The organism is Christiangramia sediminicola, from assembly GCF_031344135.1.
Classification (GTDB): Bacteria; Bacteroidota; Bacteroidia; order Flavobacteriales; family Flavobacteriaceae; genus Christiangramia; species Christiangramia sediminicola.
In genome coordinates, this window is record NZ_JAVJIU010000002.1 from 441385 (window position 1) to 466406 (window position 25022).

Below are 25022 nucleotides of genomic sequence, written 5' to 3' on the forward strand. Positions count from 1 at the left end.
AATGCCCGTTAAATTTGATAAAATATGTAAATTGCCCCTTAGATTTTTTGAGATAAATTAAATTTTTAAATATGGCTGAAGGAGAAAAGTTAATTCCTATCAACATTGAAGATGAAATGAAGTCGGCCTACATCGATTATTCGATGTCGGTCATTGTGTCACGTGCCTTACCAGATGTTCGTGATGGTCTAAAACCGGTACACAGGAGAGTGTTGTACGGTATGTATGAACTTGGAGTTCTTTCCAATAGAGCCTATAAAAAATCAGCAAGAATTGTAGGGGAAGTACTAGGTAAGTATCACCCTCACGGAGATTTATCAGTTTATGATACCATGGTTAGAATGGCGCAGCACTGGAGTATGAGATACATGCTAGTGGATGGTCAGGGTAACTTTGGTTCTGTAGATGGAGATAGTCCTGCTGCCATGCGTTATACGGAAGCTCGTATGCGAAAGATCAGTGAGGACATGCTTGCAGATATCGATAAAGAAACTGTAGATACGCAATTAAACTTTGACGACTCATTAAGCGAACCAGTGGTAATGCCAACAAGAGTTCCTAACCTTTTGGTTAATGGAGCAAGTGGTATTGCTGTTGGTATGGCTACGAACATGCCTCCTCATAACCTTACCGAAGTAATTGACGGAACAATCGCTTATATCGATAATCACGATATTGAGATCGATGAACTTATTGAACATATTAAAGCACCCGATTTTCCAACTGGAGGGATCATCTATGGATATGACGGAGTTAAAGAAGCCTTCAAGACAGGTAGAGGTAGAATTGTCATGCGAGCGAAATCTCACATGGAAGAAATCAACGGGAGAGAATATCTTGTAGTTACTGAAATTCCTTACCAGGTGAATAAGGCCGATATGATCAAAAAGACGGCCGATCTGGTAAATGAAAAGAAAATTGAAGGTATCAGTCTTATCAGAGATGAGTCAGACCGTAATGGTATGCGTATCGTTTATCAAATGAAGCGTGATGCCATTCCTAATATTGTATTGAATACCTTATTTAAGCATACAGCGTTGCAGTCTTCATTTAGTGTGAATAATATCGCACTTGTGAATGGTAGACCTGAAATGCTGAATCTTAAGGATCTTATCTATCATTTCGTAGAGCACAGGCACGATGTAGTTGTTCGTAGAACAGAATTCGAACTTAGAAAAGCTAAAGACAGAGCACACATCCTTGAAGGATTGATTATTGCTTCAGATAATATTGATGAAGTGATTGCTCTCATTAGATCATCTTCTAATGCAGATGAAGCTAGAACTAAATTGATGGAGCGTTTCGAGCTTTCAGAAATTCAGGCGAAGGCAATCGTTGAAATGAGGTTGAGACAACTTACCGGTCTTGAACAGGATAAGCTGAGAGCTGAATACGATGAGATACTTAAAACTATTGAAGACCTTGAAGATATTCTAGCACGAAAAGAGCGTAGAATGGAGGTAATTAAGGACGAGCTTATTGAAGTAAAAGAGAAATACGGAGATGAGAGACGTTCTCAAATTGAATATGCTGGTGGAGATCTAAGTATAGAAGATATGATTCCAGATGAGCGAGTAGTGATCACTATTTCTCATGCAGGTTATATTAAACGTACATCTCTTACAGAATATAAGACACAGAATAGAGGAGGAGTTGGACAGAAAGGTTCGAATACCAGAAATGAAGATTTCCTGGAATACCTATTTGTTGGAACTAATCACCAGTACATGTTATTCTTTACTCAAAATGGTAAATGTTACTGGATGAGAGTTTACGAAATTCCTGAAGGAAGTAAGGCTTCTAAAGGAAGAGCGATCCAGAACCTTATCAATATTGAGCCAGACGATAAAGTGAATGCATTTATCTGTACTCAGGATCTTAAAGATGAAGAGTATGTAAATGAGCATTTTGTGATCATGGCTACCAAAAAAGGTCAGGTTAAGAAAACCCGACTAGAGAGATATTCCCGTCCTAGAACAAATGGTATCAACGCGATTACTATCAAAGAAGGTGACGAGTTGCTGGAGGCTAAACTTACAACTGGAAACAGTCAGGTGATGCTTGGTCTTAGAAGTGGTAAGGCTATCAGGTTTGAGGAATCCAAGACAAGACCAATGGGTAGAAATGCTTCTGGTGTAAGAGGTATTACTTTGGCTAGTGATGATGATGAAGTAGTAGGAATGATCGCTGTGAACGATTTTGAATCGGATATCCTGGTAGTTTCAGAAAACGGATACGGAAAAAGATCAAGTTTAGAAGACTATAGAATTACTAACCGTGGTGGTAAAGGGGTTAAAACCATATCTGTTACTGAAAAAACAGGACAACTTGTCGCAATCAAGAATGTTTCAGATGTAGATGACCTTATGATCATTAACAAATCGGGGATCGTAATTCGTATGGCTGTAGAAGATCTACGCGTCATGGGCCGTGCTACGCAGGGTGTTAGACTTATTAATCTAAAAGGTAATGATGCTATAGCAGCAGTCGCTAAAGTATTACATGATGAGGATGATTTGGATAATATGGAAGACGCTGAAAAGCCTGTAGGCGGCGAGGATACAGCGAATGGCACAACTATTGTAGATGATAGTGAGGAATAAAAATTAAAACCAAAACAAAAATGAAAACTAATATTTTGACAGCGGCGGCAGTGTCATTTCTAACCATGACTGCGGTTGCACAAAAAGATGAAGTAAAAAACGCTGAAGACGCATTAGAAGATGGTAATTATGCTGAAGCTAAAGCTCAGTTAAAAATTGCTGAACCTAACCTAAGCGAATTAAACGATAAATGGAAAGAGAATTTCTACTTATATAAAGCTAAAGCTTATGCTGAAGGAAATCCTACAACCGAGGATATGAAAACAGCAGCAATGGCCTATGAAAAAGCGGCAGAAATGGGTAACGAAGAAGCTGCTGAAGGTTTGAACGCCTTGAGAAACAATCTTATTCAGAGTGCGATTTCAGATCAGAATAATAAGGATTTTCAGGGAGCAGCTGATAAACTTTATGCTAGCTATGAATTAAGTAAGACAGATACAATTTATTTATACTACGCTGCCAACAATTTAGTTGAAGCTCAGAAGTATGATAAGGCTGTTGAATATCTTGAAATGCTTAACGAACTTGGTTATGACGGTTCAGGTAAATCATATACCGCTGTAAACGTTCAAACTGGTGAAAGAGAAAACCTGGGTTCTCAACAGCAAATGGATCTTATGATAAAGACCAAGCAATATAAAGATCCAGAAGTAGAGGATATTCCATCTAAAAAAGGAGATATCGCTCAACTTATCGCTAGAATTTATATTAATCAGGAAGATTATGAAAAAGCGATAACTGCAATGGATAAAGCAAAGGCTACTAATCCTGATGATATGGGATTACTTCAAGCTGAAGCAAATATGTATTACCAGATGGGAGAAACTGACAAAGCCAGAGAGATCCTTGAAGAGGTAGCTGAAAATGACCCTTCAGATCCTGCAACTTTTAATAATATTGGATTGATGTATGCTGAGATCGAAGATACAGAGAAAGCTATTGAATTCTATAACAAAGCGTTAGAGATTAATCCTGAATATAATGAAGCAAGAGTAAATCTTATCGCTGCAAAATTAAGCAAGGAGAGAGTTATCATTGAAGAAATGAATAATCTTGGAATGAGTAAGGCAGATAATGCTCGTTATGATGAGTTGGATGCTGAAAGAAAGGAAATTTATAAATCTGTAATACCAGACCTTGAAAAAGCTATGGAAATTGATCCTGATAATGAAGATATCGTTAGAACTGCAATGAATATCTATACAAACTTAGGTAACCAGGAAAAAGCCGATGAACTTAAAGCTAAGCTATAATTAGCAACAGTTAAATACATAAAAAAAGCCACCGAATTACGGTGGCTTTTTTATTTTTAAGAACTTAGATTAAATGATCTTTTTGATCACTCTTAGTTTATGCGTGTGCCTCTTCAATTCAGCATTAAATATTCCGGAATGATCTATTCTGTCTATTCTTACCTTCCCATCAACATGAATGATGTAATTATCTTTCATCATTAAACCTACATGATTTATCACACCTTCATTATCATCAAAAAAGGCTAGATCTCCTGGTTCGCTTTCTTCAATAAAACTTAAAGCTTCGCCCTGTTTAGATTGTTCAGCTGCATTTCTATGGATTTTATATCCATTCAGCTTATAAATAGTTTGGGTAAATCCGCTGCTGTCTATTCCAAAAGGACTTTTTCCTCCCGAAATATGTGGTGAATTAAGATATAAGGCAGCAGTATTTATCAAATTTTCTTTTACTGAAACCGATGGCTTTGTTTTTTCACCTTCAAATCTATGACCTAGCCTGTCTGTAAAGTTCAAAACAGATCCCAGGGCCACAGGCATTAGTAAACCATTCTCATCGGTAATATATTCGATAAGATCAGAAGAAAGCTGAATATCATCTTCTTCAAGAGAAAAATAGTCAGCTTCCTCAATCTTTTTATACTGCTTTTTATCAATCCAAGCCTCAAAACCATCAAAAGCATTTCTAATCCTGCTCCATTGAGCACGATCTTCCAGTACTTTAAAATGTTCTCCGTATAATAACTGAGATGTCATTTCACTTTCGTGAGATGCTGAAGCCCTTAGCGGTACAATACTTAAATGGCAAATTCCGTATTGCATTAATTTACTCGTTGTTCAATTTTAGGAATTACGTTCAATCACCATTGCAGAAGCTCCGCCGCCACCATTACAAATGGCTGCTGCTCCTAATTTTCCGTTATTTTGTTCTAATACGTTCAAAAGCGTAATTAAAATTCTAACACCACTACAACCAAGAGGGTGTCCTAATGAAACGGCTCCACCATTAACATTAGTATTTGAATCATTTAATCCTAATATTTTCATGTTGGCTAGTCCCACTACAGAGAAAGCTTCATTGAATTCAAAATAGTCAACATCTTTAAGATCTATTCCTGCTTTTGCGATAGCTTTTGGAAGGGCTTTAGATGGCGCAGTAGTGAACCATTTTGGCTCAGTTGCAGCATCTGCAAAACTTTTTATAGTTGCTAGAGGTTTTAAGCCAAGTTCATCAGCTTTTTCTCTGCTCATAAGAACAACTGCACCAGCTCCATCATTAATAGTAGAGGCGTTAGCAGCAGTCACTGTTCCTTCCTTAGAAAACGCTGCCCTTAACTGAGGTATCTTTTCTAGTTTAATATTTTTGAATTCCTCATCTTCTTTTACTATGATAGAATCTCCTTTTCTCTGAGGTACTTCTACCGGAACAACTTCATTATCAAATTTTCCTTCTTTCCATGCTTTTGCAGATCTTTCATAAGACTGAATTGCAAAATCATCCTGTTCTTCTCTGGAGAAATTATGTTCAGTTGCACAAAGGTCAGCGCATACACCCATGGCATTATTGTCATAAGCATCAACCAATCCATCCTTCTGCATTCCGTCCTCTAATGTTGCAGGACCAAATTTCTTTCCGTTTCTCATATGAACATAATGCGGTATCAGGCTCATATTTTCCATTCCACCGGCTACAACTATAGAAGCGTCGCCTAGCATGATAGATTGTGCTCCCTGCATTACTGTTTTCATACCGCTGGCACAAACCTTATTTACTGTTGTACATGGTACTGTATCTGGAATTCCTGCACCAAGAGAAGCCTGTCTGGCCGGAGCCTGACCATTTCCAGCCTGAACCACATTACCCATTAAAACCTCTTCAACTAATTCAGGTTTTAAATTGATTTTTTCTAATGCTCCTTTAATGGCAATAGAACCTAATTTTGTGGCTGGAATGCTTGATAAGCTGCCAAGAAAACTTCCTATTGGAGTTCTCGCAGCGCTTACTATTACTACTTCTTTATTCATGTTTTAAGTTTAATTAATTCAAGAGTTGCGAAGTTAGTGATTTTATAAGGAATTAAATAACCTAAGCTTATTCAGACCTATTTTTACTACATTTGAGCATTACCTGAATATCTATGAGCGATTTCGTTAATAAGCTGTACAAAAATCAGGCGCTTTTTTATAAAGTTTTCCTGTTTGTGCTTACCTCAGTATTAATCGTTTACCTGCTTCCGAAAGGCGGTAAATTTAAATACGACATCCCTAAGGGAAAGCCTTGGCAATACGAGAACCTTTACGCTCCGTTTGATTTTGCCATTCTAAAGACAGATGAAGAAGTTGCTGCTGAAAAGCAGGATATTACCAAATCTCATATTCCTTATTATAATTTTGATGCCGAGAAGCCCGAAAAGGTTAATGAGGACGCCCTGAATGAGGTTAAAAATGTATTTCCAGACACTACGCTCAGAGTGTATGAAAGTATCATTGATGATTTTGTTACAAAAACGGTAAATGAAATCTATGAATTCGGACTTTTACAGGAGAGTGAGCGGCTGGATCCCGATCAGTTGGTTTATTTGCTGAAAGGAAATGAAGCTTCAGAAGTTGCCTATCGAAGAATTCTGAAACAAAACCAGATTCGCGGATTTTTAAGTGAAGAAATTGCAAATGCCGGATTTTCTTCTTTCAAAACAGAATTGCTTGAAGTGTTTTTTAATTCTGTAGAGCCTAACGTTACTTTCAATAATCAGCTAACTCAAAAGGAGCTGGAAAGCAAACTAAATAATATTTCATATACCCGAGGTATCATTGAGCAGGGGAGCAGGATCATCGCTAAAGGTGAGGTTGTAGAAGGAAACAAATACAACATTTTACGATCATTAAAAGCAGAATATGAATCACAGGTCTGGAGTCAGACCAATTATAACTGGATCCTTGTTGGTTACAGTACGCTCGTAGCATTAGCATTATTAATGTTGTTGCTTTTCATGCGTAAATATCGTATTAGCATTTTTGAGAATAACGTTAAGGTGACTTTCATATTCTTCAATATTATATTCATGGTGATGCTAACCACGCTGGCAGTGAACTTCAATATTGATTATGTTTATGTGGTTCCTTTATGTATTCTGCCTTTAACGCTGAAAGCATTTTTTGATGCAAGGCTAGGACTGTTTACTCACGTGATCACCGTTTTGCTTCTCGGTTTTATTGTGCCGAATAGCTACGAATATATGTTCCTTCAGATCATCGCTGGTATTGTAACAATTTTGACCGTAAGTGAGCTATATAAAAGAGCGAACCTGTTTATTTCAGTTGGGCAAATTACCCTGGTATATATCATTGCATATTTTGCTTTTACGGTGATTCAGGAAGGGAATATTGATGATATGAAGCCGGAGGTTTTTCTAACCTTCTTACTTGGAGGATTGGCCACTCTTTTTGTTCAGCCAATGATCTACGTTTACGAAAAGATCTTCGGAATGGTGAGCGATATGTCTTTACTCGAATTATCAGATACCAATTCAAAATTATTAAAGGAATTGGCAGAAAAAGCTCCCGGAACTTTTCATCATAGTTTAAATGTGGCCAATCTTGCTGAAGCGGCGGCTAATGAGATCAATGCAAATGCCATGCTAGCCAGGGTTGGAGCCTTATATCACGATATCGGCAAAATGCACAATCCAACTTATTTCACAGAGAATCAAACGACTTCTGTGAATTCACATGATGAACTTTCCCCACGCGAAAGCGCACAAATTATCATCGAGCATGTGATCAAAGGAATTGAGATCGCTAAAAAGAATAATCTTCCAGACAGGGTTATAGATTTTATCAGAACCCATCACGGAACCAGTACGGTGTATTATTTCTATATGAAGGAAAAGGAAGCGAATGAAAATACCTCTGCTGAAGATTTTAGATATCCGGGCCCGATTCCGTTTAGTAAAGAAACTGCGATTTTAATGATGTGTGATAGTGTGGAAGCGGCTAGTAAGAGTTTGAAGGAACCAACTTCTGTACTTATAGACAATTTTGTAGAGAAAATAATTGATAAGCAAATGGAGGAGGGGCAATTCCTGAATTCTAATATCACTTTTAAAGAAATACAGATGGTAAAGAAAATCCTGAAGCGTAAGCTTAAGAATATCTACCATCTGCGTATTGAATATCCTGAATAATTTTAGTGTACGTTTAGGATCTTTTGTTCTTTGTCCTGAAATTTAAAGCTTTCTCCAGCTTTTTTTCCTTTCATTTCCTGGTAGATCGGAGCATCTGTTGAAATTGCATAAACAGTACTTCCTTCATCCAGAGTGATCTTACCAAGAGCGGCGGATATAAAGTAATAGTTTTCCGTGGTTTCCACTACACTTCCAAAATCTATCTGTTCTGTGTAATGTTTTTTATCAATTCGGTCTAATTTCTCCTTCATCTTCCTTGAATTATCGAGGTATTCTGCATACTTCTCAAAATCTCCTAACAACTGACCTTTACTGTCATCTTCGTCATAATCTGTATGAGCATCGTTGTTTTCCATAGATTCCTTTATCTGATCCATTTCATTCTCATACTTCTTGATCTGCCTGTTTACAGTATCCAGGCATTTAAAATATAATTCTTCTTTATTAGCTACCATTTTGTTTAGATTTCTTATTTGAATTAAAATTACTCAAGCATAATTTGCTTAAAGAAGTTTTAGCAAATATTTAATATCGACATCGATTAAGGAAAAATCAATAAATAAGCATATGAACTTATTATCGTTTAAAATAAGCCTTTAAACTTATTTTTATTATATTTGAATTATGATAGCCGTTATTTCAGCCGATTTACTCTCGTCAACCAGTTATTCTCAAGAACTTCTGGAGAAGGTGATTAATTCTTTAAATCAAGAGTTTAAGCTTATTAATAAATTGTTTCCAGAGGATTCAGGATTTAAAATATTTAGAGGAGATAGTTTCCAGGGAATTATATATGATCCTGGAAAAGCGCTTAAAGTTGCCATTCAATTAAAGACTTCTATTAACAGAATTCACCTGCATGAAGATGAAGTAAATAAAGCCTTTCGAAAAGAAGCAGATCTAAGACTTGCAATTGGAATTGGTACTTACGATTTTAAGCGAGATTCTATTATGGAGGCTAACGGACAGGCATTTCAGTATTCCGGCAGAACACTGGATGAAATGAAAAAAGAAAATCGAAAGATCCAATTAAAAACTCCTGTTGAGAATGTAAATAACGAGTTTGATACATCTTTACTATTATTTGATACAATCGCTGACAAATGGAGTACTGCTTCAGCCGAAGTGATCTATTATCTCTTGAGAGATCTTAAGGAAGCTGATATAGCTGCAGAATTAGGGATAAGCCAGTCTGCGGTTAATCAAAGAAAAAAAGCCGCAGGATGGGATGCAATTGAAAAATTACTAACCCGTTATGAATTTGTAACCAAAGAACATTTTTCTAATGGAGAATAGTATACTAATCTTATTACAATTGCTGTTGGCGCACATCATTACAGATTTTGTTATACAGCCTACGGGCTGGGTAAAACATAAAAGAAGAAATAAAGGAAAATCAGCTTACCTGTATATTCATGCGGCAATAGCTGGTTTACTTACTTTGATAATTTTGGCAAAGTTGGAGTGGTGGTATATAGCGGTTTTTATTGCTGTAACTCATTTTTTTATAGATCTCTGGAAACTTCAGTTCAAAAATGATGATCTTAAAATGTTCGTTTCAGATCAGCTATTACATTTATTGATGATCTTGATCGCCTGGTTATTCCTTATTTCAGGTTTTGATAGAATAATACCTTTCTTAAAAAATGTAATCCATTCTGAGGTTGTTTTGGCTTATCTTATTGGTTTTCTGATCATCATGTTCCCGACTGGGTTTCTAATAGGGAAAGCTACCAAACGCTGGCAGAACGAGGTTGAAGATGATCTCAAAAAGAACAGTCTTGATGCAGCCGGGCGCTATATTGGTATCTTTGAAAGAGTTTTAGTGCTCACTTTTATTCTTACCGGAAACTTTTCAGCTATAGGTTTTCTTATCGCAGCAAAATCTATATTACGCTTTAGCGATAAATCTGAAACTGGCGCGAGAAAGCAAACGGAATATGTTCTCATAGGAACACTTATGAGTTTTACGATAACAATCCTGGTTGGTTTCTTAATACGCCATATTGCTTTCTAAAAGCTGAATATTGCTCTGGATCCTCTCCTTTACTATATTCATCATTCTTTTATTCAGCGCTGATGAATTTTCGATATAAGCATCATATTCATCTAAGGTAAATTGACCAATAATGACACCCTTCAGGCTATTTCTGAATTTAATATCACGCTGAATGGCATTCTCAATGTACTCAAACCTCTTTTCAAGCTTAAGCTCGTAGAACTTATTCTTGTGTTTTTTAATGTAATTTCTGAAAACAGCCAATAAAAGTTCATCCTGTAATTTGGCCACAGGACGAAGGGTTTCGTTTTGAAACCTTTCATCAGAACTCATGTTATCGGTGATTCTTGCTGAAGGGATCTCAGGCCTTAGATCCACTAGGTTAATATCTCTCGGACTCATGGCAAGTAATGTTTCTTAAATATAATTAATTAATATGCTGCATTTACTGTACAGTAATTTGACTTGTAAACCGTTTATAAACAATAGGAGTTAAATCTGTCTTAATCGCCCGTTATTCTTCTATTCATCTTATTATATTGAAAAGAAAAGCTAAAGTTTATTAAAGAATGATCGAATCAAAAAATCCATATACAGGAGAAAGCATTGAAAAATTCAAGGAGCTAACCAAACCTGAAATAGATGATGCACTGGAAAAAGCAAATTCCAGATTTAAGAATTGGAGAAAAACCTCTTTCAAGGAAAGGGCAGATCTTATGAAAAGGGCTGCTTCAGAATTGAAAGATAATAAAGAAGAATATGCCCGCGATATCAGCCTGGAAATGGGAAAGCCCATTACACAGTCTATAGCTGAAATTGAGAAATGCGCCTGGGTTTGCGAATATTATGCTGAAAATACTGAAAAGCATTTAGCTTCAAAATCAATTAAAACCGATGCTACCAAGAGTTATGTAAATTATGAACCAATAGGAGTAGTGCTTGCGGTAATGCCCTGGAATTATCCTTTCTGGCAGGTTTTCAGGTTTGCTGCACCAGCATTAATGGCCGGAAATATTGGTATTCTAAAGCACGCCAGTAATGTTATGAGATCGGCAAACAACATTCAAAAAGTATTTGAAAGAGCCGGATTTCCAGATTCATGTTTTCAGAATTTGGTTTTAAGTAGTAGTAAAATTGAAAATATTATCAGAGATCCACGGGTTAAAGCTGTAACCTTAACCGGTAGTAAACCCGCAGGATCTGCGGTGGCATCTGCAGCTAGTGATGAAATAAAAAAGTCAGTTTTGGAGCTTGGTGGTAGCAACGCCTTGGTCGTTTTTAAGGACGCTAATATTTCTGAAACTGTGAAAACCTGTGTTCAGGCCAGGTTTCAGAATACAGGACAAAGCTGTATCGCTGGGAAAAGATTGATTCTTCATGAAAGTATCGAAGATAAATTCATGGATGAATTTGTGAAACAAGTGAGAGAACTGAAAAGTGGCGATCCAATGGATGAAGATACTTTTATCGGGACATTGGCTCGTGAAGATCTGGCGGAAGACTTAGAAAAACAAATTAAGGATTCGGTTAAAGACGGAGCCAAGATCATCTTAGGAGGTAAGCGGGATAAGGCTTATATGGAACCCACGATTTTAACCGGAGTAACTTCAGAAATGAGCATGTTTAAAGAGGAAACTTTTGGACCTGCGATTGGTGTTACCATTTTTAAAAATGATCAGGAGGCCATCGATCTGGTTAACATATCAGATTTTGGTCTTGGAGTTTCCATATTTACTGAAGACATGAAGTTTGCTGAAGAAATAGTACCAGAATTTGAAGATGGAGCTGTTTTCGTGAATGAACTTGTTAAAAGTGACCCAAGATTACCTTTTGGAGGAACAAAGATCTCAGGTTACGGTAGAGAGCTTTCAGAAGATGGTATTAGGGAGTTTGTAAACCGAAAAACGGTTTATTTTAAATAATTGCGTAACGAGAAATGAACTTGAATAAGGGTTGTAACCCTAAAAATATAAAAGATATATGGCACAAAAAATATCTGTAACTGTAGATAGCGTTGTTTTCTGTAAAGTTAACAATCAGTTCAAAGTTTTATTAATACAACGAAAAAAGGACCCATTTAAAGATGAATGGGCTTTACCAGGAGGATTTGTTAACGAAGGTGAAGACCTCGAAACTGCTGCAAAAAGAGAACTATTTGAAGAAACCGGAGTGAAGGTTAAGTCTATGCAACAGGTTCAGGCATTTGGAAAGCCAGGAAGAGATCCCAGAGGACATACGATCTCCATTGCATTTCTAAGTCGTATTTTTTGCGAGGAAGATCTAAAGCCATCAGATGATGCCAAAGATGCTAAATGGTTTGCGATAGAAAAGTTACATACGATGAAGCTTGCCTTTGATCATGATGAAATTATCAATGTTGCACAGCAATTTCTGTAATGAACTATATATCAAAATTCGAAATTATCATATTTTTTCTATCATTTTGAGAATTAAGTAAATCTATGAAGTTGTCTTTTATTTAGCAGGAATTCTGTTTAATTTCGAAATAAAAACATGAGATTTCACACTAGAAAATGGATAAAACCTGAAGATCTAAATCCAAATGGGACTTTGTTTGGAGGTCGACTGTTAGAATGGATAGATGAAGAATGTGCTTTGTACAGTATTGTTCAATTGGAAAATCCAAAAACGGTCACCAAATACATGAGTGAAATAGATTTCAGAAGTTCTGCTCACCAGGGAGATATTATCGAGATTGGAATCGAGGTTGAAAAATTTGGTTCTGCTTCTTTAACTCTGAAATGTGAGGTTAGAAATAAGATGACAAGGGAAACTATTATTACTGTAGATAAAATTGTCATGGTAGCATTGGATGAGGCTGGGAAGCCAAAACCTCACGGTAAAACAGAGATCGAATTTGTAAAGGATAGATTGAAATAAACTATTTTTCTGAACCATTTGTTACTTCCGGATTAGTAGCAAGTCTAACTGGAAATTCTTTTTCACCGCCATATAACTTGATTTCTTGAATATCTGCCGGCATGTAGTAACCATTGTCCTCTAGAGCTTCTTTTACAACTCTAACAACATTACCCTTCGTTATCATTGCCTGCATTCTGAAGTCCTTGGTGTCTACCCAGAAAAATACTTTCAAATTGACCGTGCTTGTTGCAAGTTCATCTTCAATTACAAAATTCTGATGGTCTTCATCTTCAATAACCATAGGCTCACCGCGTAAAGCTTCCATTACGGTCTTTTTTGCACCATCAATATTATCTTCGTAGGCAATCCCGATCGTGAAGGTCCATCTGTAAAAGCCATCTTCAGTGTAATTGGTTACAGGTTCTGTAAGCACATCACTATTAGGAATATAAACGTCTTTTCCGTCGAACGTTTTTAGCTTAGTGTATCTAAATTCAAGTGCTTTTACTTTTCCGAAATTATCGCCAATTTCTACGGTGTCTTCTACATCGAACGGCCTGTTAAAGGCTAATATGATTCCGGCGATAAAGTTTTCGCCAATATCTTTAAATGCAAATCCCAGTACAACTGCACTCGCACCCGCTGCAGTTAGAATTCCTGTGGCTATTCCACCAAGACCCGCTGCCTGTAAAGCCAGCATTATAGCTGTAACTATTACAATAAATCTAATAGCCTTGCCCAGGAACCGGCTCATTAAAGGATCTGAAGTTCTTGCAGATATCCTTCTTCTGAAAAACCTTCCGAGCCAGATACCGACTAATACACCTAGAATTATGATGAGAAGTCCTAATCCTATTCCAGGTAATTGGTCAATAAAATTGTTATAAAATTGTTTGAAAGATTCAGAAAGCGTCTCGGTTTCTGCTTCTACAGAATTTTGCATGGATTGGTTTTCTCTAAAAATAAAAATTAGAGCAAACAGATTGTCCCAATAAAATGTTAGTTTTTACTGATTACTCGAACCATTCTGGCCTTTTTCAGAGTTTTCTTTCTCTTCGTCAGCAATTTGTTCCTTCGCGTCCTTAATTTCTTCATCACTTGCAGGTTCCGGCTTTTGCTCATCTGCAAGCTCCTTTTGAAGATAAAGATCTGCATAATAAGGAAAGTGATCAGACTCTATATCATCTCCAGTATTTATGTCCTTTACTCTGAATTCTTCAGAAACAAATATGTGATCTAAAGACCAGCGCATTATGAAACTAGTGGCATTAAAGGTATTATAGAAACTACGACCTTTTCTAACGTCAAGTAATTCACCAACCGACTGAAACATGCTAGTAGTATTAGACCAGGCAACATCATTGAAATCACCAATTACAATAACCGGAATTTCTGAATCTCTTGCTTCCAAAGCAGTTTTCATCATTTCAGCATCTCTGTCTGAAGAAGATGGGTTGTGTTGAGGCATTGGTGGAGTTGGGTGAATTGCGTGTAATTGTACTCGATCTCCAGACCTTAATTCAATTTCTGTATGAATGGATGGTATGCTATCATCAACGACATACTTTACTTCGGTTCTATTCAATTTGAATTTTGAATACAGCAACATTCCATAAGTATTGTCTAATGGGACTTCTACCTTATAAGGATAATTAGAGCCTAAACCTTTTTTAATTGCATTGCTCCAAGCAAGATCGGTTTCTGTAAAAACAGCTACATCTGGATCCAGTTTTTTCATCTCCTGGATCATAAGATCTGTCTTTTTATTTTTCTGTAACACATTGGATGTTAGTAATCTAAATCCTGTCTCTTCATTTACCGCTTCAGTAGGCTTACCTACGTCATATGGAGCCATTGGAGTATAAGGATAGATCTTTCCAAACTGGAAAACGAAACATGCAACCAGTACAGCCATAAAAGTATAATCTCTCCAGGATCTAATTTCAAACCTGAAAAAATAGGCGGCAATTGCGGTTAAGGTTAAAAGCGTAAGTTGAATGTGTGGATAATCAAACATTCTAATCCACCAGAAGTCAGCAGCGATAAGTGGAATTAAGGTAATAACAACTGCCAGGATACCGAAGCCCTGTAGGAATGGTTTTAATTTCATGGTTGGTTCGTTAGTTAAGATTCAGATCTTTTTCCCAGATAATCTCGAAAATCATCACCTGAAGGTGCTTCAAATAATTGAAGATCAAAATAGGGAATGGCCGCAATTAAATGATCAAAAATATCAGCGGAAATATACTCAAAATTTTCCCATCGTTTATCTCTGCTAAAACAAAGTATTTCCAGAGGTATTCCATTGGCCGTTGGTGCCAGATGTCTAACTATAATGTACATTTCTTTATGAACTGCAGAATGTTCATGTAGGTAAGTGTCGGCATATTTTCTGAAGATCCCAAGATTTGTTTGGTTTCTACCGTTAATAAGTAAACTCTTGTCTACATTATTAGATTCATTGTATTTATCAATTTCAGATTGTTTGGTCTCCAGGTATGGGGCAATAAGCTTAATTTTCTTCAGTTCTTCGATCTTTTCAGAAGTAAGAAATTTCACAGAATTCTGCTTGATATAAACCGATCTTTTGATTCTCCTTCCCGGAGATTCCTGCATTCCCCTCCAGTTCTGGAATGAATCTGAAATAAGGCTGTAAGTTGGGATGGTTGTAAAGGTATTGTCCCAGTTCTGAACCCGAACTGTTGCCAGGTTGATCTCGGTTACGGTACCATCTGCACCAAATTTTTCAAAGGTGATCCAGTCTCCAATTCTTACAATATCATTTACTGAAACCTGAATGGAAGCCACAAGCCCAAGAATAGTATCCTTAAAGATCAAAAGGATTACTGCGGAAGCAGCACCCAATGAAATGGCAAATCCAACAACAGATTTTCCAGTAATCTCTGAAAAGATGAACATTAGCCCAACGATCCAGATAAAGATCATAATGATCTGGCTGAAACTTTCCAGTGGTTTATCGTTAAATTCTTCCCTGGTTTTTAGATAATTTCTGGTTGATCGTAGAACACTTCTGCAAATCCAGATCACCAGGATGATAATATAGATCTTCAGTACAAAATAAAATGCATGAAGGATATCGGGGAAATTGCTGAAGATCAGCGGGAAGAGCTTATAAACAACAAAAATTGGAAGAAACCTACCTACATATTTTGGAAAATTACTCTTGATAAGAAAATCATCCAGCGTTGTTTTGGTCTTGTTCGTAAAGAGCTTGAAACCTTCAATAATAAAATGCTTGATCATGTAATTGATACCCAGAACGATCAGGGTAAGCACAATTAGATTGATCAGTAAATTAAGGTATAGCGCTAACGCGGGATTCATCCCGTGATCAACAAAAAACTCTTCGAGAAAGCATATGATGTCTATAAGACCTTCTTCAATATTCATCTATCAAAGATATTTTTTTTCAACAAAGAATGGTCCGAAAGGAAGCACGGAGCATCCAAGGATAATTCCCATTTGAGCTAAAGTCCAGTTCATTGGTTTCCATAAAATGACTCCACCTAAAACATAGGCGATAAATAGAATACCATGAGCCATTCCTACCTGTTGTACCATTTGTGGCATATTATAAAGATATTTCAAAGGCATGGCGATGAATAACAATAACAGGAAAGAGGTACCTTCTAGGATACTTATCCATTTGAATAATTTCACCTTACTTTTTAAAGACATATGCAAAGTTTAAACTTACGGACAAAGATAATTTATAAAATAGACATGACCTTAAGGACTTAGAACAGGTTTATGATGTTTTTAATATAATTAGAGTCTCGCAGTTTGCCATTTTTCTTAATTTGCAGGCGTAAAATAAATTTATGAGTAATAAAAGAGTACTGGTCACTGGAGGCCTAGGGTTTATTGGATCGCACACTGTAGTTGCGCTTCAAAACGAAGGTTTTGATGTAGTGATCATAGATAATCTTTCTAATTCGTCTATAGATGTTTTGGGAGGAATCACTCAAATTACAGGAAAAACTCCTGAATTCGAGAATATAGATCTTAGAGAAAAAGCAGCAGTAAAAAACTTCTTTGATAAGTATCCAGACATTGAAGATGTAATTCACTTCGCAGCTTCAAAAGCGGTTGGAGAAAGTGTAACTAATCCATTGCTTTATTATGAAAATAATATTAGCACACTGGTTTACCTTTTGTATGAATTGAATAAAAAAGAGAATCCTAAATTTATATTTAGTTCTTCATGCACCGTTTATGGTCAGGCAGATAAGCTTCCAATTACTGAAGATGCCCCAGTAAAAACTGCTGAGTCACCTTACGGCAATACCAAACAAATAGGAGAGGAGATCATTCATGATACTTGCAGGACTGATGAGAAGTTAAAAGCGATCTCTCTACGATACTTCAATCCGGTTGGAGCTCATCCAACAGCAGAGATTGGTGAATTGCCAATTGGTACTCCTCAAAACCTAATTCCTTTTATCACACAGACAGCAATTGGAAAGAGAGAAGAGCTTTCAGTTTTTGGGGATGATTATCCTACTGAAGATGGAACTGCGGTTAGAGACTACATCCATGTAATGGATCTTGCTGAAGCGCACGTGAATGCTTTACAGAGATTGATGGGTGGTAAGGAGAAAAGCAATTATGAAGTTTTCAATCTTGGAACTGGAAAAGGAAATTCGGTACTGGAAGTAATCAACTCATTTGAAAAGGTTTCAGGTGAAAAGCTGAATTATAAGATCGTAGGTAGAAGAGAAGGTGATATAACGGCTGCCTATGCAGATACCACCAAGGCTAATGAAGAATTGAACTGGAAAGCCGACAGAACTCTGGATGATGCTTTAAAAAGTGCCTGGAAATGGCAGTTGGTTGTTAAAAAAAGGGAAGAAGAGGAAAACTAACTTAATTATAGAACAAAAGAAAAGGCCGGTAATTAACCGGCCTTTTTTATTTGATATTATCTGAAATCTATCGCGTTCCGTTCACTAGAAATGCGTGAATTACACCTGGGATCCAACCCAAGGCCGTTAGCAATAAACTAATAAGGAAAGTTACTCCTAGACCATGCTTCATAAATACAGCAAGTGGTGGTAATAGGATATTCAGAATAATTGTAAGTAATGACATAATTTTTGGTTTTAATGGTTAATCGTTAGTCTATGCAACGCTTTCACGTTATCCAGACCGAAGATAATACGATTGACACCTGAAACCTGAAGCCTTATGAAAAGTTTAGAAGTTTGGTTATAAAAGAGTTAAACCATTTCAAAAATTACCAGAGCATACAGATAGAATCTGGCATATCTCAGTAATCCGAAGATCAGATAACTGGAAAAAGGAAACCTTATAATACCTGCTGCGATACTGGTCATCGCAAATGGTATGGGAAGTAATGCACCAACGATAATAAGAAATCCACCCCATTTTCGAGTATTCTTAATATGCTTGGCCATCTTTAATTCCATAGCTTCATGTACTGCAGGAATTTTGGTGATTCCTACGCCCATCCAGTAAGAAACGATACCGCCAAGGTAAGAAGCCGTGGCCAGCAATGTTAAAAATAGAATTGGACTAACAGATTTGCCTGCCCAGGCGATAAATAATTCCGGAGGAACTAATCCCAGTAGAGATTCTGAAAGAAAGAAAATGCTAAGTACTTCGAATGGAGCATAGGTTTCGGTTATAGTAACCAGCATGTCCTCTATATCCAGAAGGAAGTGGTCTATAGCCCATAATGCTCCCACGAACAATACGATAGGTAATACCGCTTTTTTTAAACTATTCCATACAAAGGAATAAAAGCCGGTATAATTATAGTATTGATGTAATAAGCGGATTCGCGACTTCTTTTTAGATTTCGCTTTTTCTTCTTTCATCAATCAATTTCTTTTTATAGCAAAGTTCAGAACTTCTTCAGTAGTGAAGAAAGGAAAACTAGTAGTCTTCCCCAGCATGTTCTTTTAATGCTGTAACGTAATCGCGAAGTTCCATTTCATTCACTTTATTAGAATGTTCAGCCATAAGTGAAAGCATGTATTCTAAACTCTCCTGTCCTGTAACATCTTCAGTTTCTATAACTTCAGTCTCCTCTTCAGCATCTTCATCTAACTCAACAGGCTCATCGTCTGGAATAGCAATTAAAAAGTCATCATGCTCATCGATGTGTTCGTAAGTTAACCTTGTAACTTTAGCAAGCAATGGGATGTTCTCTTCAACCACAAGTTTTCTAAGTTCTTTAAGATCTTCAACAATTGTATTGGTGATAATTCCGTTGCGCATCAGGTCGCGCTGAATCTTATTGAGTAACTTCTGTGCTTTTATATTTTCCAAGGTATCTCTATTAAATTAGTCAGTACTGATTTTGCGAAAATTCAAATTATTGCTGAATTTTTCAATGGCACAAAGTTAGTTTTTTTACGATTCTATAAAAGTCTTTTGTTAGGTTTTATCAAGTATTTAACCTTTAAAATTAACACAATCTTAGAGCTTTAAATTTCAGGGGCATATGCGTCTTTAGTAGCTTTAATCCACAAAAATTGAATTATGAGTAAGAATAGCAAAACAGCTCTAATTACCGGAGGAAGTAAAGGTATTGGTTATGGTGTCGCTGAGACATTATTAAAAATGGGCTATAGGGTAGCGGTTACAAGTCGCTCACTTTCAGCTGCTGAAAAGGCTGCAGGAGAACTATCAGCGTTTGGAGAAGCATTAGGATTGGAAGCAGATGTGCGAAGTTTTGACAGTCAGAAAAAAGCGGTAGATGCTTTGATTGATAAATGGGGTCAGTTAGATGTTCTAGTTGCGAATGCCGGGATCGGAAACTTTGGATCTGTAGAAGATCTAACTGTTGAAGAATGGAATGATACAATAGATACAAATCTTACAGGTGTTTTCTTCAGCATTAAAGCAAGTGTAGATGCACTTAAAAAATCTGAAGGTTATATAATCACTATTTCCAGTCTGGCCGGCACGAACTTTTTCGCTGGAGGAGCAGCATATAACGCAAGTAAATTTGGAGTAACTGGATTTACACAAGCGGTTATGCTAGACCTAAGAGATAAAGGAGTGAAGGTAAGTACGATCATGCCAGGATCAGTTGCGACTCACTTTAACGATCATGAACCATCTGAGGCTGATGCGTGGAAAATACAGAGTGAAGATATTGGTGAATTGGTAGGAGATCTTTTAAAGATGAATCCAAGAACATTGCCAAGTAAAATTGAGGTTCGACCATCGCAACCACCAAAAAAATAATAGCAATAATAATTATGTAAAAAGTCCGGCATAATCTGCCGGACTTTTTTTATTCGATTTTAACAAGACTTAATAAACCGGGTTAAAGTATTTACAAACCCTTCTATTTTAAAGGGGTTTCCCACGTATTTCGGTTAATTTTGAAAAAACAAAAAATAAATTGCAATGAGTATTAAAGGAAAAACTTACGTAATCACAGGAGCCTCTAGTGGAATTGGAGAAGCAACAGCTTTGAAATTAGCTAAGGAGGGAGCAAATGTGGTTTTAACGGCAAGAAGAGAAGATCGACTTAAGGAATTAAAATCGAAAATAGATAAGGAAAATGCGGGGAAAGCATTGGTAGTTCCTGGAGATGTGACCAGCAAGAATGACTTTAAAAACCTGGTAGAAAAAACTAAGGCAGAGTTTAATTCTTTAGATGGTCTTATTAATAATGCCGGGTTAATGCCATTATCATATGTAAAAAATCTTCATACAGAAGAATGGGATACTATGGTAGATGTAAATATTAAAGGTGTACTTAATGGTGTAGCCGCGGTATTACCAACCATGATGGAGCAAAAGAGCGGTAATATCATTAATATTTCATCAAGTGCAGGAAGAAAAATGTATCCGGGTGGAGCGGTTTACTGTGCAACAAAATCTGCAGTTAGAATGTTTTCTGAAGGTTTGAGACAGGAATTAGCACCAAAATTCAATATAAATGTAACCTCTATTGAACCGGGATTCGTTTCTACTGAGCTTACCGATACGATTACAGATGAAGAAATTAAGGAAGGATTGTTATCTAACTTTAAAGAAATGACACCACTGGAAGCTGAAGATATTGCTGAATCTATCTTTTATGCCTTATCACAGCCAAAACGTGCAAATATTAACGATGTTTATATCATGCCTACAGAACAAGAGCAATAAAATATCATCTAAATAAATTAAAAAGCCCCGAAAACGGGGCTTTTTTTGTTTTATACTTTAACTACCATTTTTCCAAGGTTCTTACCATCAAAAATGTCGATGAAGGCTTGCGGTGTTTTATCAAAACCTTCAACAATAGTTTCATCATACTTCAAATCGCCAGACTTTAACCAGCCGGCAAGATCTGAGATCGCTTTTTGATAATCTTCCATATGATCTCTCACTAGAAATCCTTGCATTAAAGCCGACTTCTTAATTAAAATTCCCTCTGGTCTTGGTCCTGTTGGAACTTCAGTTTCATTATAAATTGATATCGCTCCACAATTAATTATCCGTGCAGCTTTATTGATGTTTTGTAATGCTGCATCAAGAATTTCCCCACCTACATTATCAAAATATACATTTACACCATCTGGACAGGTTTTTTTAATCGCATCTTTCATATTCTTTGTAGTCTTATAATTGATACCAGCATCAAAACCGAATTTTTTCTGGATATGCTCGATCTTTTCATCACTTCCGGCGATCCCAACTACACGACAACCCTTAATTTTTCCAATTTGACCAACCACACTTCCCACGGCTCCCGCAGCACCTGACACTAAAAGGGTTTCTCCTTTTTTCAACTTTCCAATTTTATCTAGAGCCAGGTAAGCCGTAAGTCCGGTTAATCCTAAAACTCCCAAATAGGCTGAAGCTGGAGCCATGTTAGGATCGATCTTTCGCAGGTCTTTTCCGGAATGATGCTGCTTTTTCTTCCAGTCCAGCATTCCTATTACGTGATCACCTTTTTTAAAATCTTCGATTTTAGAATCAGTAACTTCTGCTACCACCATAGATTCCAATGGTTCACCAACTTTAAATGGCTCTATATAAGATTTTTCATCACGCATTCTACCTCTCAGGTATGGATCAACCGAGATATATTTAGTTTCAAGAACAAGATCCTGGCTGTTCTTTTCTTCAAATTCCTGAAATTCAAAATCTTTTAATTCCGGTTTTCCTTTAGGTCTTGATTTTAATATTATTTGCTCGTTCATAACTAATGTTTTTCTCAAATTAATCTGAAATGAGCTATCCAACAAATAAGGAATGCCAATTTCTCCTTAAAATTGAAAAGTGCAGGAAAGCTATGATATATTGAGGTTAAAGCTTTAATTTCAATCTTTGAAATAACTTAGATTTTGAAGATCCTTATCACTAGATATAAGAACGACTTTATAAAATTTTTGAGAAGTACCGACTTTTCAAAAGCGATCGTTCTTACCATTTCTATAGTTTTACCTATTCTAATATTTTCTAATATTGGCAACCTCGAAATTGGTGTTAGTATTGCCATGGGCTGTCTATTATCTTCTCCCAGCGACGTTCCTGGAAGTTTTAAACACAAAGTTTATGGTGTTGTAGCCGCTGCAATTTTAGGCGCGACATCTTTTCTTCTGGCGGGGTATGCTGCTGCATATGTCTGGATGATCATACCGATGCTTATCCTTATGATCTTTTCCATTTCTTATTTATCGGTTTATGGATTCAGGGCATCTTTGGTAACATTTGCAGGATTATTAGCCGTGGTTTTAAGTTTTGCTAATCTTTCTTCAGGTATCGAGATTTGGCAAAAATCATTACTCATTTTATCAGGAGGAATTTGGTATTTACTAATTAGCATAGGTTGGTTTTTTATTAAACCTGAACGAGCCACTGAACAGCTTCTTGCTGAAACCATGGAGATCACCGCAGATTATTTAAGGCTTAGAATTGAACTTTTAAGATCTGATCATCAAAATCCTGAGCTTCAGAAAAGATTATTTCAGTTACAAACAGATCTAAATGATCATCATGAAAGTCTGAGAGATATCCTTATAAGATCACGGCAAACTTCCGGTAGTTCTGGTTATGCTCGAAAAAGATTATTGGTTTTCATAGACCTGGTAGATATTTTGGAGCTAGCCATGGCTCACCCGATAGACTACGAGAGAATGCGCAGTTCTTTTCAGAATGATGAGAAAACTTTAAAAGTATTCGGAGATTTCACCTTGCTCTTGGCAGATCAGTTGGAAGAAATAGGCCTTGCTGTTCATAAGCATACAAAAATGCCTAAAAATAGAGTTCCTGAGAAATTAGAGGAAGTAAAGCAAACCTTGCACGAATTCCGAAGTAAAATTGAAATCGGAGAGAGGAGGGAGGCAATGTTGCTTCTTAGAAATCTCTTTGATTATCAAACAAGACAGGCGCAGAAAATAAATAACATAGATAGGATTCTTAGAAACCTCGAAAGCAATAAGAAGATCTTTATCAAAGACAAAGAGGTACAGCAGTTTCTAACTCAGCAGGATTATAGCTTTAAAACCCTAGTCAATAATTTCAATTTTAGTTCAGCCATCTTCAGGCATTCACTTAGATTGTCATTGGTAGTATTAATAGGATATCTTATAGGCGATTATTTTTCAGTTCAGAATTCCTATTGGATCCTTCTTACGGTAGTGGTAATTATGAGGCCGAATTATGGACTGACCAAAGTGAGAACAAGGAAAAGGATAATCGGGACATTAATTGGTGGAGCATTGGCTGTTGGAATCGTAATTCTTACCCAGAATACTATGGTTTATGCAATTCTGGGAATATTATCCTTAACCCTGGCTTTTTCCTTAATTCAAAGAAATTATACTACGGCGGCGATATTTATAACTTTAAGTATCATTTTTATTTATGCCTTACTTCAACCTGAAGTTTTAAATGTAATTCAATACAGGGTATTTGACACCTTGATCGGCGCTGGCCTGGCAGCTTTTGGGAATTTGATCTTATGGCCAAAATGGGAATCTCAGAATATAAATAATGTGATCGCGACATCGGTAAATGCGAACCGGGAATATCTGGACCAGATCGATAAATATTATCATGAAAAAGAGAATTTACCGCTGACCTATAAATTAGCCCGAAAGAAGGCTTTTATTGAAATGGGAAATTTAAGTGGTGCATTTCAGAGAATGACTCAGGAACCAAAATCAAAGCAACGAGGAGTAACTTCAGTTTATGAAATTGTAAGTTTAAATCATACATTTTTAACGGCTTCTGCTTCTTTGGGAACTTATATTCGAAATCATCCAACCACCAGCGCATCTTCAGATTTTGAGACCTATACTGAAGCGATCACTTTTAATTTAAAGAATTCAGTTAGTATACTTGAGAATCAAAGAAAAGCTGAAAGTGGAATTGACCAGGTTTCAAAAGCAGGAAGATCACTTCAAAAAAAGTATGATGATCTGGCAAAGGAAAGAGATATTGAAATAAAGTCTGGCAAGAAACAAATAGATGAGCATATGAGACTTAAACTTCAGGAAGCTCATCTGGTAACAGGCCAGTTAGAGTGGTTGCTGGATATTTCAGAAAAATTGCTGGAGAATGTTGAAAGATTAAATAGCAGGGAACATGAGTAAAAGAGCTTTAAAAAAATATATAGCGTCTTTGGAGAAGGAAGATCTTGAAGAGCAGATACTTGATCTCTACACTCGTTTTGATGATGTGAAGACCTTCTATAATTTTGTATTCAATCCTAATGAGGATAAACTGGTTAAAGAAGCAAAATTTAAAATATCTAAAGAGTATTTTCCTCCTAATAACCGAAGACCAAAAACTCGGAGGTCTGTCGCTCATAAACTAATAAAACATTTTTTGAAGTTAGAAATGGAATCCCATTCACTTGCTGATGTGATGTTCTATAATGTTGAAATTGCTCAAACATATTCTAAGGATAAGGAAAATATTACCGAATCATTTCAAAAGAGCATTTTCAAATCTTTCGAGCAGGCTGTCAATTTTGTAATAGATAAAGGTATCTCTGCAGAATTTAATAATAGAATATATCAGATCACAAAAGAATCTGAAGAGCAGAACTGGACCAATTCCTATCAATTTGATCAATTAAACGACCGTTTTCTTTAGACTC

Annotated in this window: 25 protein-coding genes; 13 read left to right on the plus strand and 12 right to left on the minus strand. The window is 36.5% G+C overall.

Translation table 11 applies throughout. The annotated features are described in order from the left end of the window. Positions 1–71: 71 nt before the first annotated feature. A complete protein-coding gene (gyrA, locus tag RE431_RS05900; protein WP_309561040.1) occupies positions 72–2603 on the plus strand; it encodes a DNA gyrase subunit A in 2532 nt (843 codons plus the stop codon). A 20-nt stretch (positions 2604–2623) separates the two neighbouring features. Next, positions 2624–3856, plus strand: coding sequence for a tetratricopeptide repeat protein (locus tag RE431_RS05905; RefSeq protein WP_309561041.1), 1233 nt, complete (start codon positions 2624–2626; stop codon positions 3854–3856). Positions 3857–3925: 69 nt separating this feature from the next. Here the strand turns inward: RE431_RS05905 and RE431_RS05910 are convergent, their stop codons facing one another. Together RE431_RS05910 and RE431_RS05915 are read right to left on the minus strand one after the other, a co-directional pair. Next, the gene (locus RE431_RS05910) at positions 3926–4678 is read right to left on the minus strand and encodes a C40 family peptidase (RefSeq protein ID WP_309561042.1); all 753 of its coding nucleotides are present in this window, start codon (positions 4676–4678) and stop codon (positions 3926–3928) included. Positions 4679–4699: 21 nt separating this feature from the next. After that, on the minus strand, positions 4700–5881 hold the full coding sequence (locus RE431_RS05915) for an acetyl-CoA C-acyltransferase (RefSeq protein ID WP_309561043.1): 1182 nt from the start codon (positions 5879–5881) through the stop codon (positions 4700–4702). A 113-nt stretch (positions 5882–5994) separates the two neighbouring features. Between RE431_RS05915 and RE431_RS05920 the strand changes: the two genes are divergently transcribed. Then, complete coding sequence (locus RE431_RS05920; RefSeq protein WP_309561044.1) at positions 5995–8040, plus strand: HD family phosphohydrolase; 2046 nt, start codon at positions 5995–5997, stop codon at positions 8038–8040. Positions 8041–8042: 2 nt separating this feature from the next. Here the strand turns inward: RE431_RS05920 and RE431_RS05925 are convergent, their stop codons facing one another. Then, positions 8043–8495 carry a transcription elongation factor gene (locus RE431_RS05925; RefSeq protein WP_309561045.1) on the minus strand — a complete coding sequence of 151 codons (453 nt, stop codon included), beginning with the start codon at positions 8493–8495 and terminating at the stop codon, positions 8043–8045. A 169-nt stretch (positions 8496–8664) separates the two neighbouring features. On the opposite strand from RE431_RS05925, the gene RE431_RS05930 reads away from it, so the two are divergent. After that, positions 8665–9336, plus strand: coding sequence for a SatD family protein (locus tag RE431_RS05930; protein WP_309561046.1), 672 nt, complete (start codon positions 8665–8667; stop codon positions 9334–9336). Continuing rightward, a complete protein-coding gene (locus RE431_RS05935; protein ID WP_309561047.1) occupies positions 9326–10057 on the plus strand; it encodes a DUF3307 domain-containing protein in 732 nt (243 codons plus the stop codon). Before RE431_RS05930 ends, RE431_RS05935 begins: the two co-directional genes overlap by 11 nt. Here RE431_RS05935 and RE431_RS05940 read toward each other — a convergent pair. Beyond that, positions 10034–10441: a glyoxalase gene (locus RE431_RS05940; protein WP_309561048.1), complete on the minus strand. Its 408-nt coding sequence runs from the start codon at positions 10439–10441 to the stop codon at positions 10034–10036. The genes RE431_RS05935 and RE431_RS05940 overlap by 24 nt on opposite strands. Before the next feature lie 167 nt (positions 10442–10608). Here RE431_RS05940 and RE431_RS05945 point away from each other — a divergent pair, with 167 nt between their 5' ends. From RE431_RS05945 to RE431_RS05955, 3 genes are all read left to right on the plus strand, one after another. Continuing rightward, on the plus strand, positions 10609–11961 hold the full coding sequence (locus RE431_RS05945; RefSeq protein ID WP_309561049.1) for an NAD-dependent succinate-semialdehyde dehydrogenase: 1353 nt from the start codon (positions 10609–10611) through the stop codon (positions 11959–11961). A 58-nt stretch (positions 11962–12019) separates the two neighbouring features. Continuing rightward, entirely contained in the window at positions 12020–12436 is a 417-nt protein-coding gene (locus RE431_RS05950; protein WP_309561050.1) for an NUDIX domain-containing protein, read from the plus strand. A gap of 117 nt (positions 12437–12553) precedes the next feature. After that, positions 12554–12940 (plus strand): acyl-CoA thioesterase, encoded by a 387-nt coding sequence (locus RE431_RS05955; RefSeq protein ID WP_309561051.1) that lies wholly within the window; start codon positions 12554–12556, stop codon positions 12938–12940. Between the two features lies 1 nt (position 12941). Here RE431_RS05955 and RE431_RS05960 read toward each other — a convergent pair whose 3' ends face one another. The 4 genes from RE431_RS05960 to RE431_RS05975 form a co-directional block, all read right to left on the minus strand. Then, on the minus strand, positions 12942–13865 hold the full coding sequence (locus tag RE431_RS05960) for a mechanosensitive ion channel family protein (protein ID WP_309561052.1): 924 nt from the start codon (positions 13863–13865) through the stop codon (positions 12942–12944). 63 nt (positions 13866–13928) lie between these two features. Next, positions 13929–15032, minus strand: coding sequence for an endonuclease/exonuclease/phosphatase family protein (locus RE431_RS05965; protein ID WP_309561053.1), 1104 nt, complete (start codon positions 15030–15032; stop codon positions 13929–13931). A gap of 14 nt (positions 15033–15046) precedes the next feature. After that, complete coding sequence (locus RE431_RS05970; protein ID WP_309561054.1) at positions 15047–16333, minus strand: mechanosensitive ion channel family protein; 1287 nt, start codon at positions 16331–16333, stop codon at positions 15047–15049. A 3-nt stretch (positions 16334–16336) separates the two neighbouring features. Then, positions 16337–16621 carry a DUF3817 domain-containing protein gene (locus tag RE431_RS05975; RefSeq protein WP_309561055.1) on the minus strand — a complete coding sequence of 95 codons (285 nt, stop codon included), beginning with the start codon at positions 16619–16621 and terminating at the stop codon, positions 16337–16339. Between the two features lie 143 nt (positions 16622–16764). Between RE431_RS05975 and galE the strand changes: the two genes are divergently transcribed. Next, on the plus strand, positions 16765–17808 hold the full coding sequence (galE, locus tag RE431_RS05980) for a UDP-glucose 4-epimerase GalE (protein WP_309561056.1): 1044 nt from the start codon (positions 16765–16767) through the stop codon (positions 17806–17808). 67 nt (positions 17809–17875) lie between these two features. On the opposite strand, the gene RE431_RS05985 is transcribed toward galE, so the two are convergent. The 3 genes from RE431_RS05985 to RE431_RS05995 form a co-directional block, all read right to left on the minus strand. After that, positions 17876–18034, minus strand: a complete 159-nt coding sequence (locus tag RE431_RS05985; RefSeq protein ID WP_072552264.1) for a YqaE/Pmp3 family membrane protein — start codon at positions 18032–18034, stop codon at positions 17876–17878. A 128-nt stretch (positions 18035–18162) separates the two neighbouring features. Further along, positions 18163–18783: a YqaA family protein gene (locus tag RE431_RS05990; RefSeq protein WP_309561057.1), complete on the minus strand. Its 621-nt coding sequence runs from the start codon at positions 18781–18783 to the stop codon at positions 18163–18165. A 58-nt stretch (positions 18784–18841) separates the two neighbouring features. Next, the gene (locus RE431_RS05995) at positions 18842–19237 is read right to left on the minus strand and encodes a hypothetical protein (protein ID WP_309561058.1); all 396 of its coding nucleotides are present in this window, start codon (positions 19235–19237) and stop codon (positions 18842–18844) included. A 213-nt stretch (positions 19238–19450) separates the two neighbouring features. Here RE431_RS05995 and RE431_RS06000 point away from each other — a divergent pair, with 213 nt between their 5' ends. Together RE431_RS06000 and RE431_RS06005 are read left to right on the plus strand one after the other, a co-directional pair. After that, positions 19451–20161 (plus strand): SDR family oxidoreductase, encoded by a 711-nt coding sequence (locus RE431_RS06000; RefSeq protein WP_309561059.1) that lies wholly within the window; start codon positions 19451–19453, stop codon positions 20159–20161. A gap of 165 nt (positions 20162–20326) precedes the next feature. Further along, positions 20327–21076: an SDR family oxidoreductase gene (locus RE431_RS06005; RefSeq protein WP_309561060.1), complete on the plus strand. Its 750-nt coding sequence runs from the start codon at positions 20327–20329 to the stop codon at positions 21074–21076. Positions 21077–21126: 50 nt separating this feature from the next. Here the strand turns inward: RE431_RS06005 and RE431_RS06010 are convergent, their stop codons facing one another. Next, positions 21127–22116 carry an NADP-dependent oxidoreductase gene (locus RE431_RS06010; protein WP_309561061.1) on the minus strand — a complete coding sequence of 330 codons (990 nt, stop codon included), beginning with the start codon at positions 22114–22116 and terminating at the stop codon, positions 21127–21129. A gap of 144 nt (positions 22117–22260) precedes the next feature. On the opposite strand from RE431_RS06010, the gene RE431_RS06015 reads away from it, so the two are divergent. Continuing rightward, positions 22261–24513, plus strand: coding sequence for an FUSC family protein (locus RE431_RS06015; RefSeq protein WP_309561062.1), 2253 nt, complete (start codon positions 22261–22263; stop codon positions 24511–24513). Beyond that, positions 24506–25018, plus strand: a complete 513-nt coding sequence (locus RE431_RS06020) for a DUF6155 family protein (protein WP_309561063.1) — start codon at positions 24506–24508, stop codon at positions 25016–25018. The genes RE431_RS06015 and RE431_RS06020 overlap by 8 nt, the downstream gene beginning before the upstream one ends. Positions 25019–25022 lie beyond the last annotated feature (4 nt).

Coding starts and splice junctions, on each gene's coding strand:
- gyrA (WP_309561040.1), top strand. CDS start 72: ATGGCTGAAGGAGAAAAGTTAATTCCTATCAACATTGAAGATGAAATG.
- RE431_RS05905 (WP_309561041.1), top strand. CDS start 2,624: ATGAAAACTAATATTTTGACAGCGGCGGCAGTGTCATTTCTAACCATG.
- RE431_RS05910 (WP_309561042.1), bottom strand. CDS start 4,678: ATGCAATACGGAATTTGCCATTTAAGTATTGTACCGCTAAGGGCTTCA.
- RE431_RS05915 (WP_309561043.1), bottom strand. CDS start 5,881: ATGAATAAAGAAGTAGTAATAGTAAGCGCTGCGAGAACTCCAATAGGA.
- RE431_RS05920 (WP_309561044.1), top strand. CDS start 5,995: ATGAGCGATTTCGTTAATAAGCTGTACAAAAATCAGGCGCTTTTTTAT.
- RE431_RS05925 (WP_309561045.1), bottom strand. CDS start 8,495: ATGGTAGCTAATAAAGAAGAATTATATTTTAAATGCCTGGATACTGTA.
- RE431_RS05930 (WP_309561046.1), top strand. CDS start 8,665: ATGATAGCCGTTATTTCAGCCGATTTACTCTCGTCAACCAGTTATTCT.
- RE431_RS05935 (WP_309561047.1), top strand. CDS start 9,326: ATGGAGAATAGTATACTAATCTTATTACAATTGCTGTTGGCGCACATC.
- RE431_RS05940 (WP_309561048.1), bottom strand. CDS start 10,441: ATGAGTCCGAGAGATATTAACCTAGTGGATCTAAGGCCTGAGATCCCT.
- RE431_RS05945 (WP_309561049.1), top strand. CDS start 10,609: ATGATCGAATCAAAAAATCCATATACAGGAGAAAGCATTGAAAAATTC.
- RE431_RS05950 (WP_309561050.1), top strand. CDS start 12,020: ATGGCACAAAAAATATCTGTAACTGTAGATAGCGTTGTTTTCTGTAAA.
- RE431_RS05955 (WP_309561051.1), top strand. CDS start 12,554: ATGAGATTTCACACTAGAAAATGGATAAAACCTGAAGATCTAAATCCA.
- RE431_RS05960 (WP_309561052.1), bottom strand. CDS start 13,865: ATGCAAAATTCTGTAGAAGCAGAAACCGAGACGCTTTCTGAATCTTTC.
- RE431_RS05965 (WP_309561053.1), bottom strand. CDS start 15,032: ATGAAATTAAAACCATTCCTACAGGGCTTCGGTATCCTGGCAGTTGTT.
- RE431_RS05970 (WP_309561054.1), bottom strand. CDS start 16,333: ATGAATATTGAAGAAGGTCTTATAGACATCATATGCTTTCTCGAAGAG.
- RE431_RS05975 (WP_309561055.1), bottom strand. CDS start 16,621: ATGTCTTTAAAAAGTAAGGTGAAATTATTCAAATGGATAAGTATCCTA.
- galE (WP_309561056.1), top strand. CDS start 16,765: ATGAGTAATAAAAGAGTACTGGTCACTGGAGGCCTAGGGTTTATTGGA.
- RE431_RS05985 (WP_072552264.1), bottom strand. CDS start 18,034: ATGTCATTACTTACAATTATTCTGAATATCCTATTACCACCACTTGCT.
- RE431_RS05990 (WP_309561057.1), bottom strand. CDS start 18,783: ATGAAAGAAGAAAAAGCGAAATCTAAAAAGAAGTCGCGAATCCGCTTA.
- RE431_RS06000 (WP_309561059.1), top strand. CDS start 19,451: ATGAGTAAGAATAGCAAAACAGCTCTAATTACCGGAGGAAGTAAAGGT.
- RE431_RS06005 (WP_309561060.1), top strand. CDS start 20,327: ATGAGTATTAAAGGAAAAACTTACGTAATCACAGGAGCCTCTAGTGGA.
- RE431_RS06010 (WP_309561061.1), bottom strand. CDS start 22,116: ATGAACGAGCAAATAATATTAAAATCAAGACCTAAAGGAAAACCGGAA.
- RE431_RS06020 (WP_309561063.1), top strand. CDS start 24,506: ATGAGTAAAAGAGCTTTAAAAAAATATATAGCGTCTTTGGAGAAGGAA.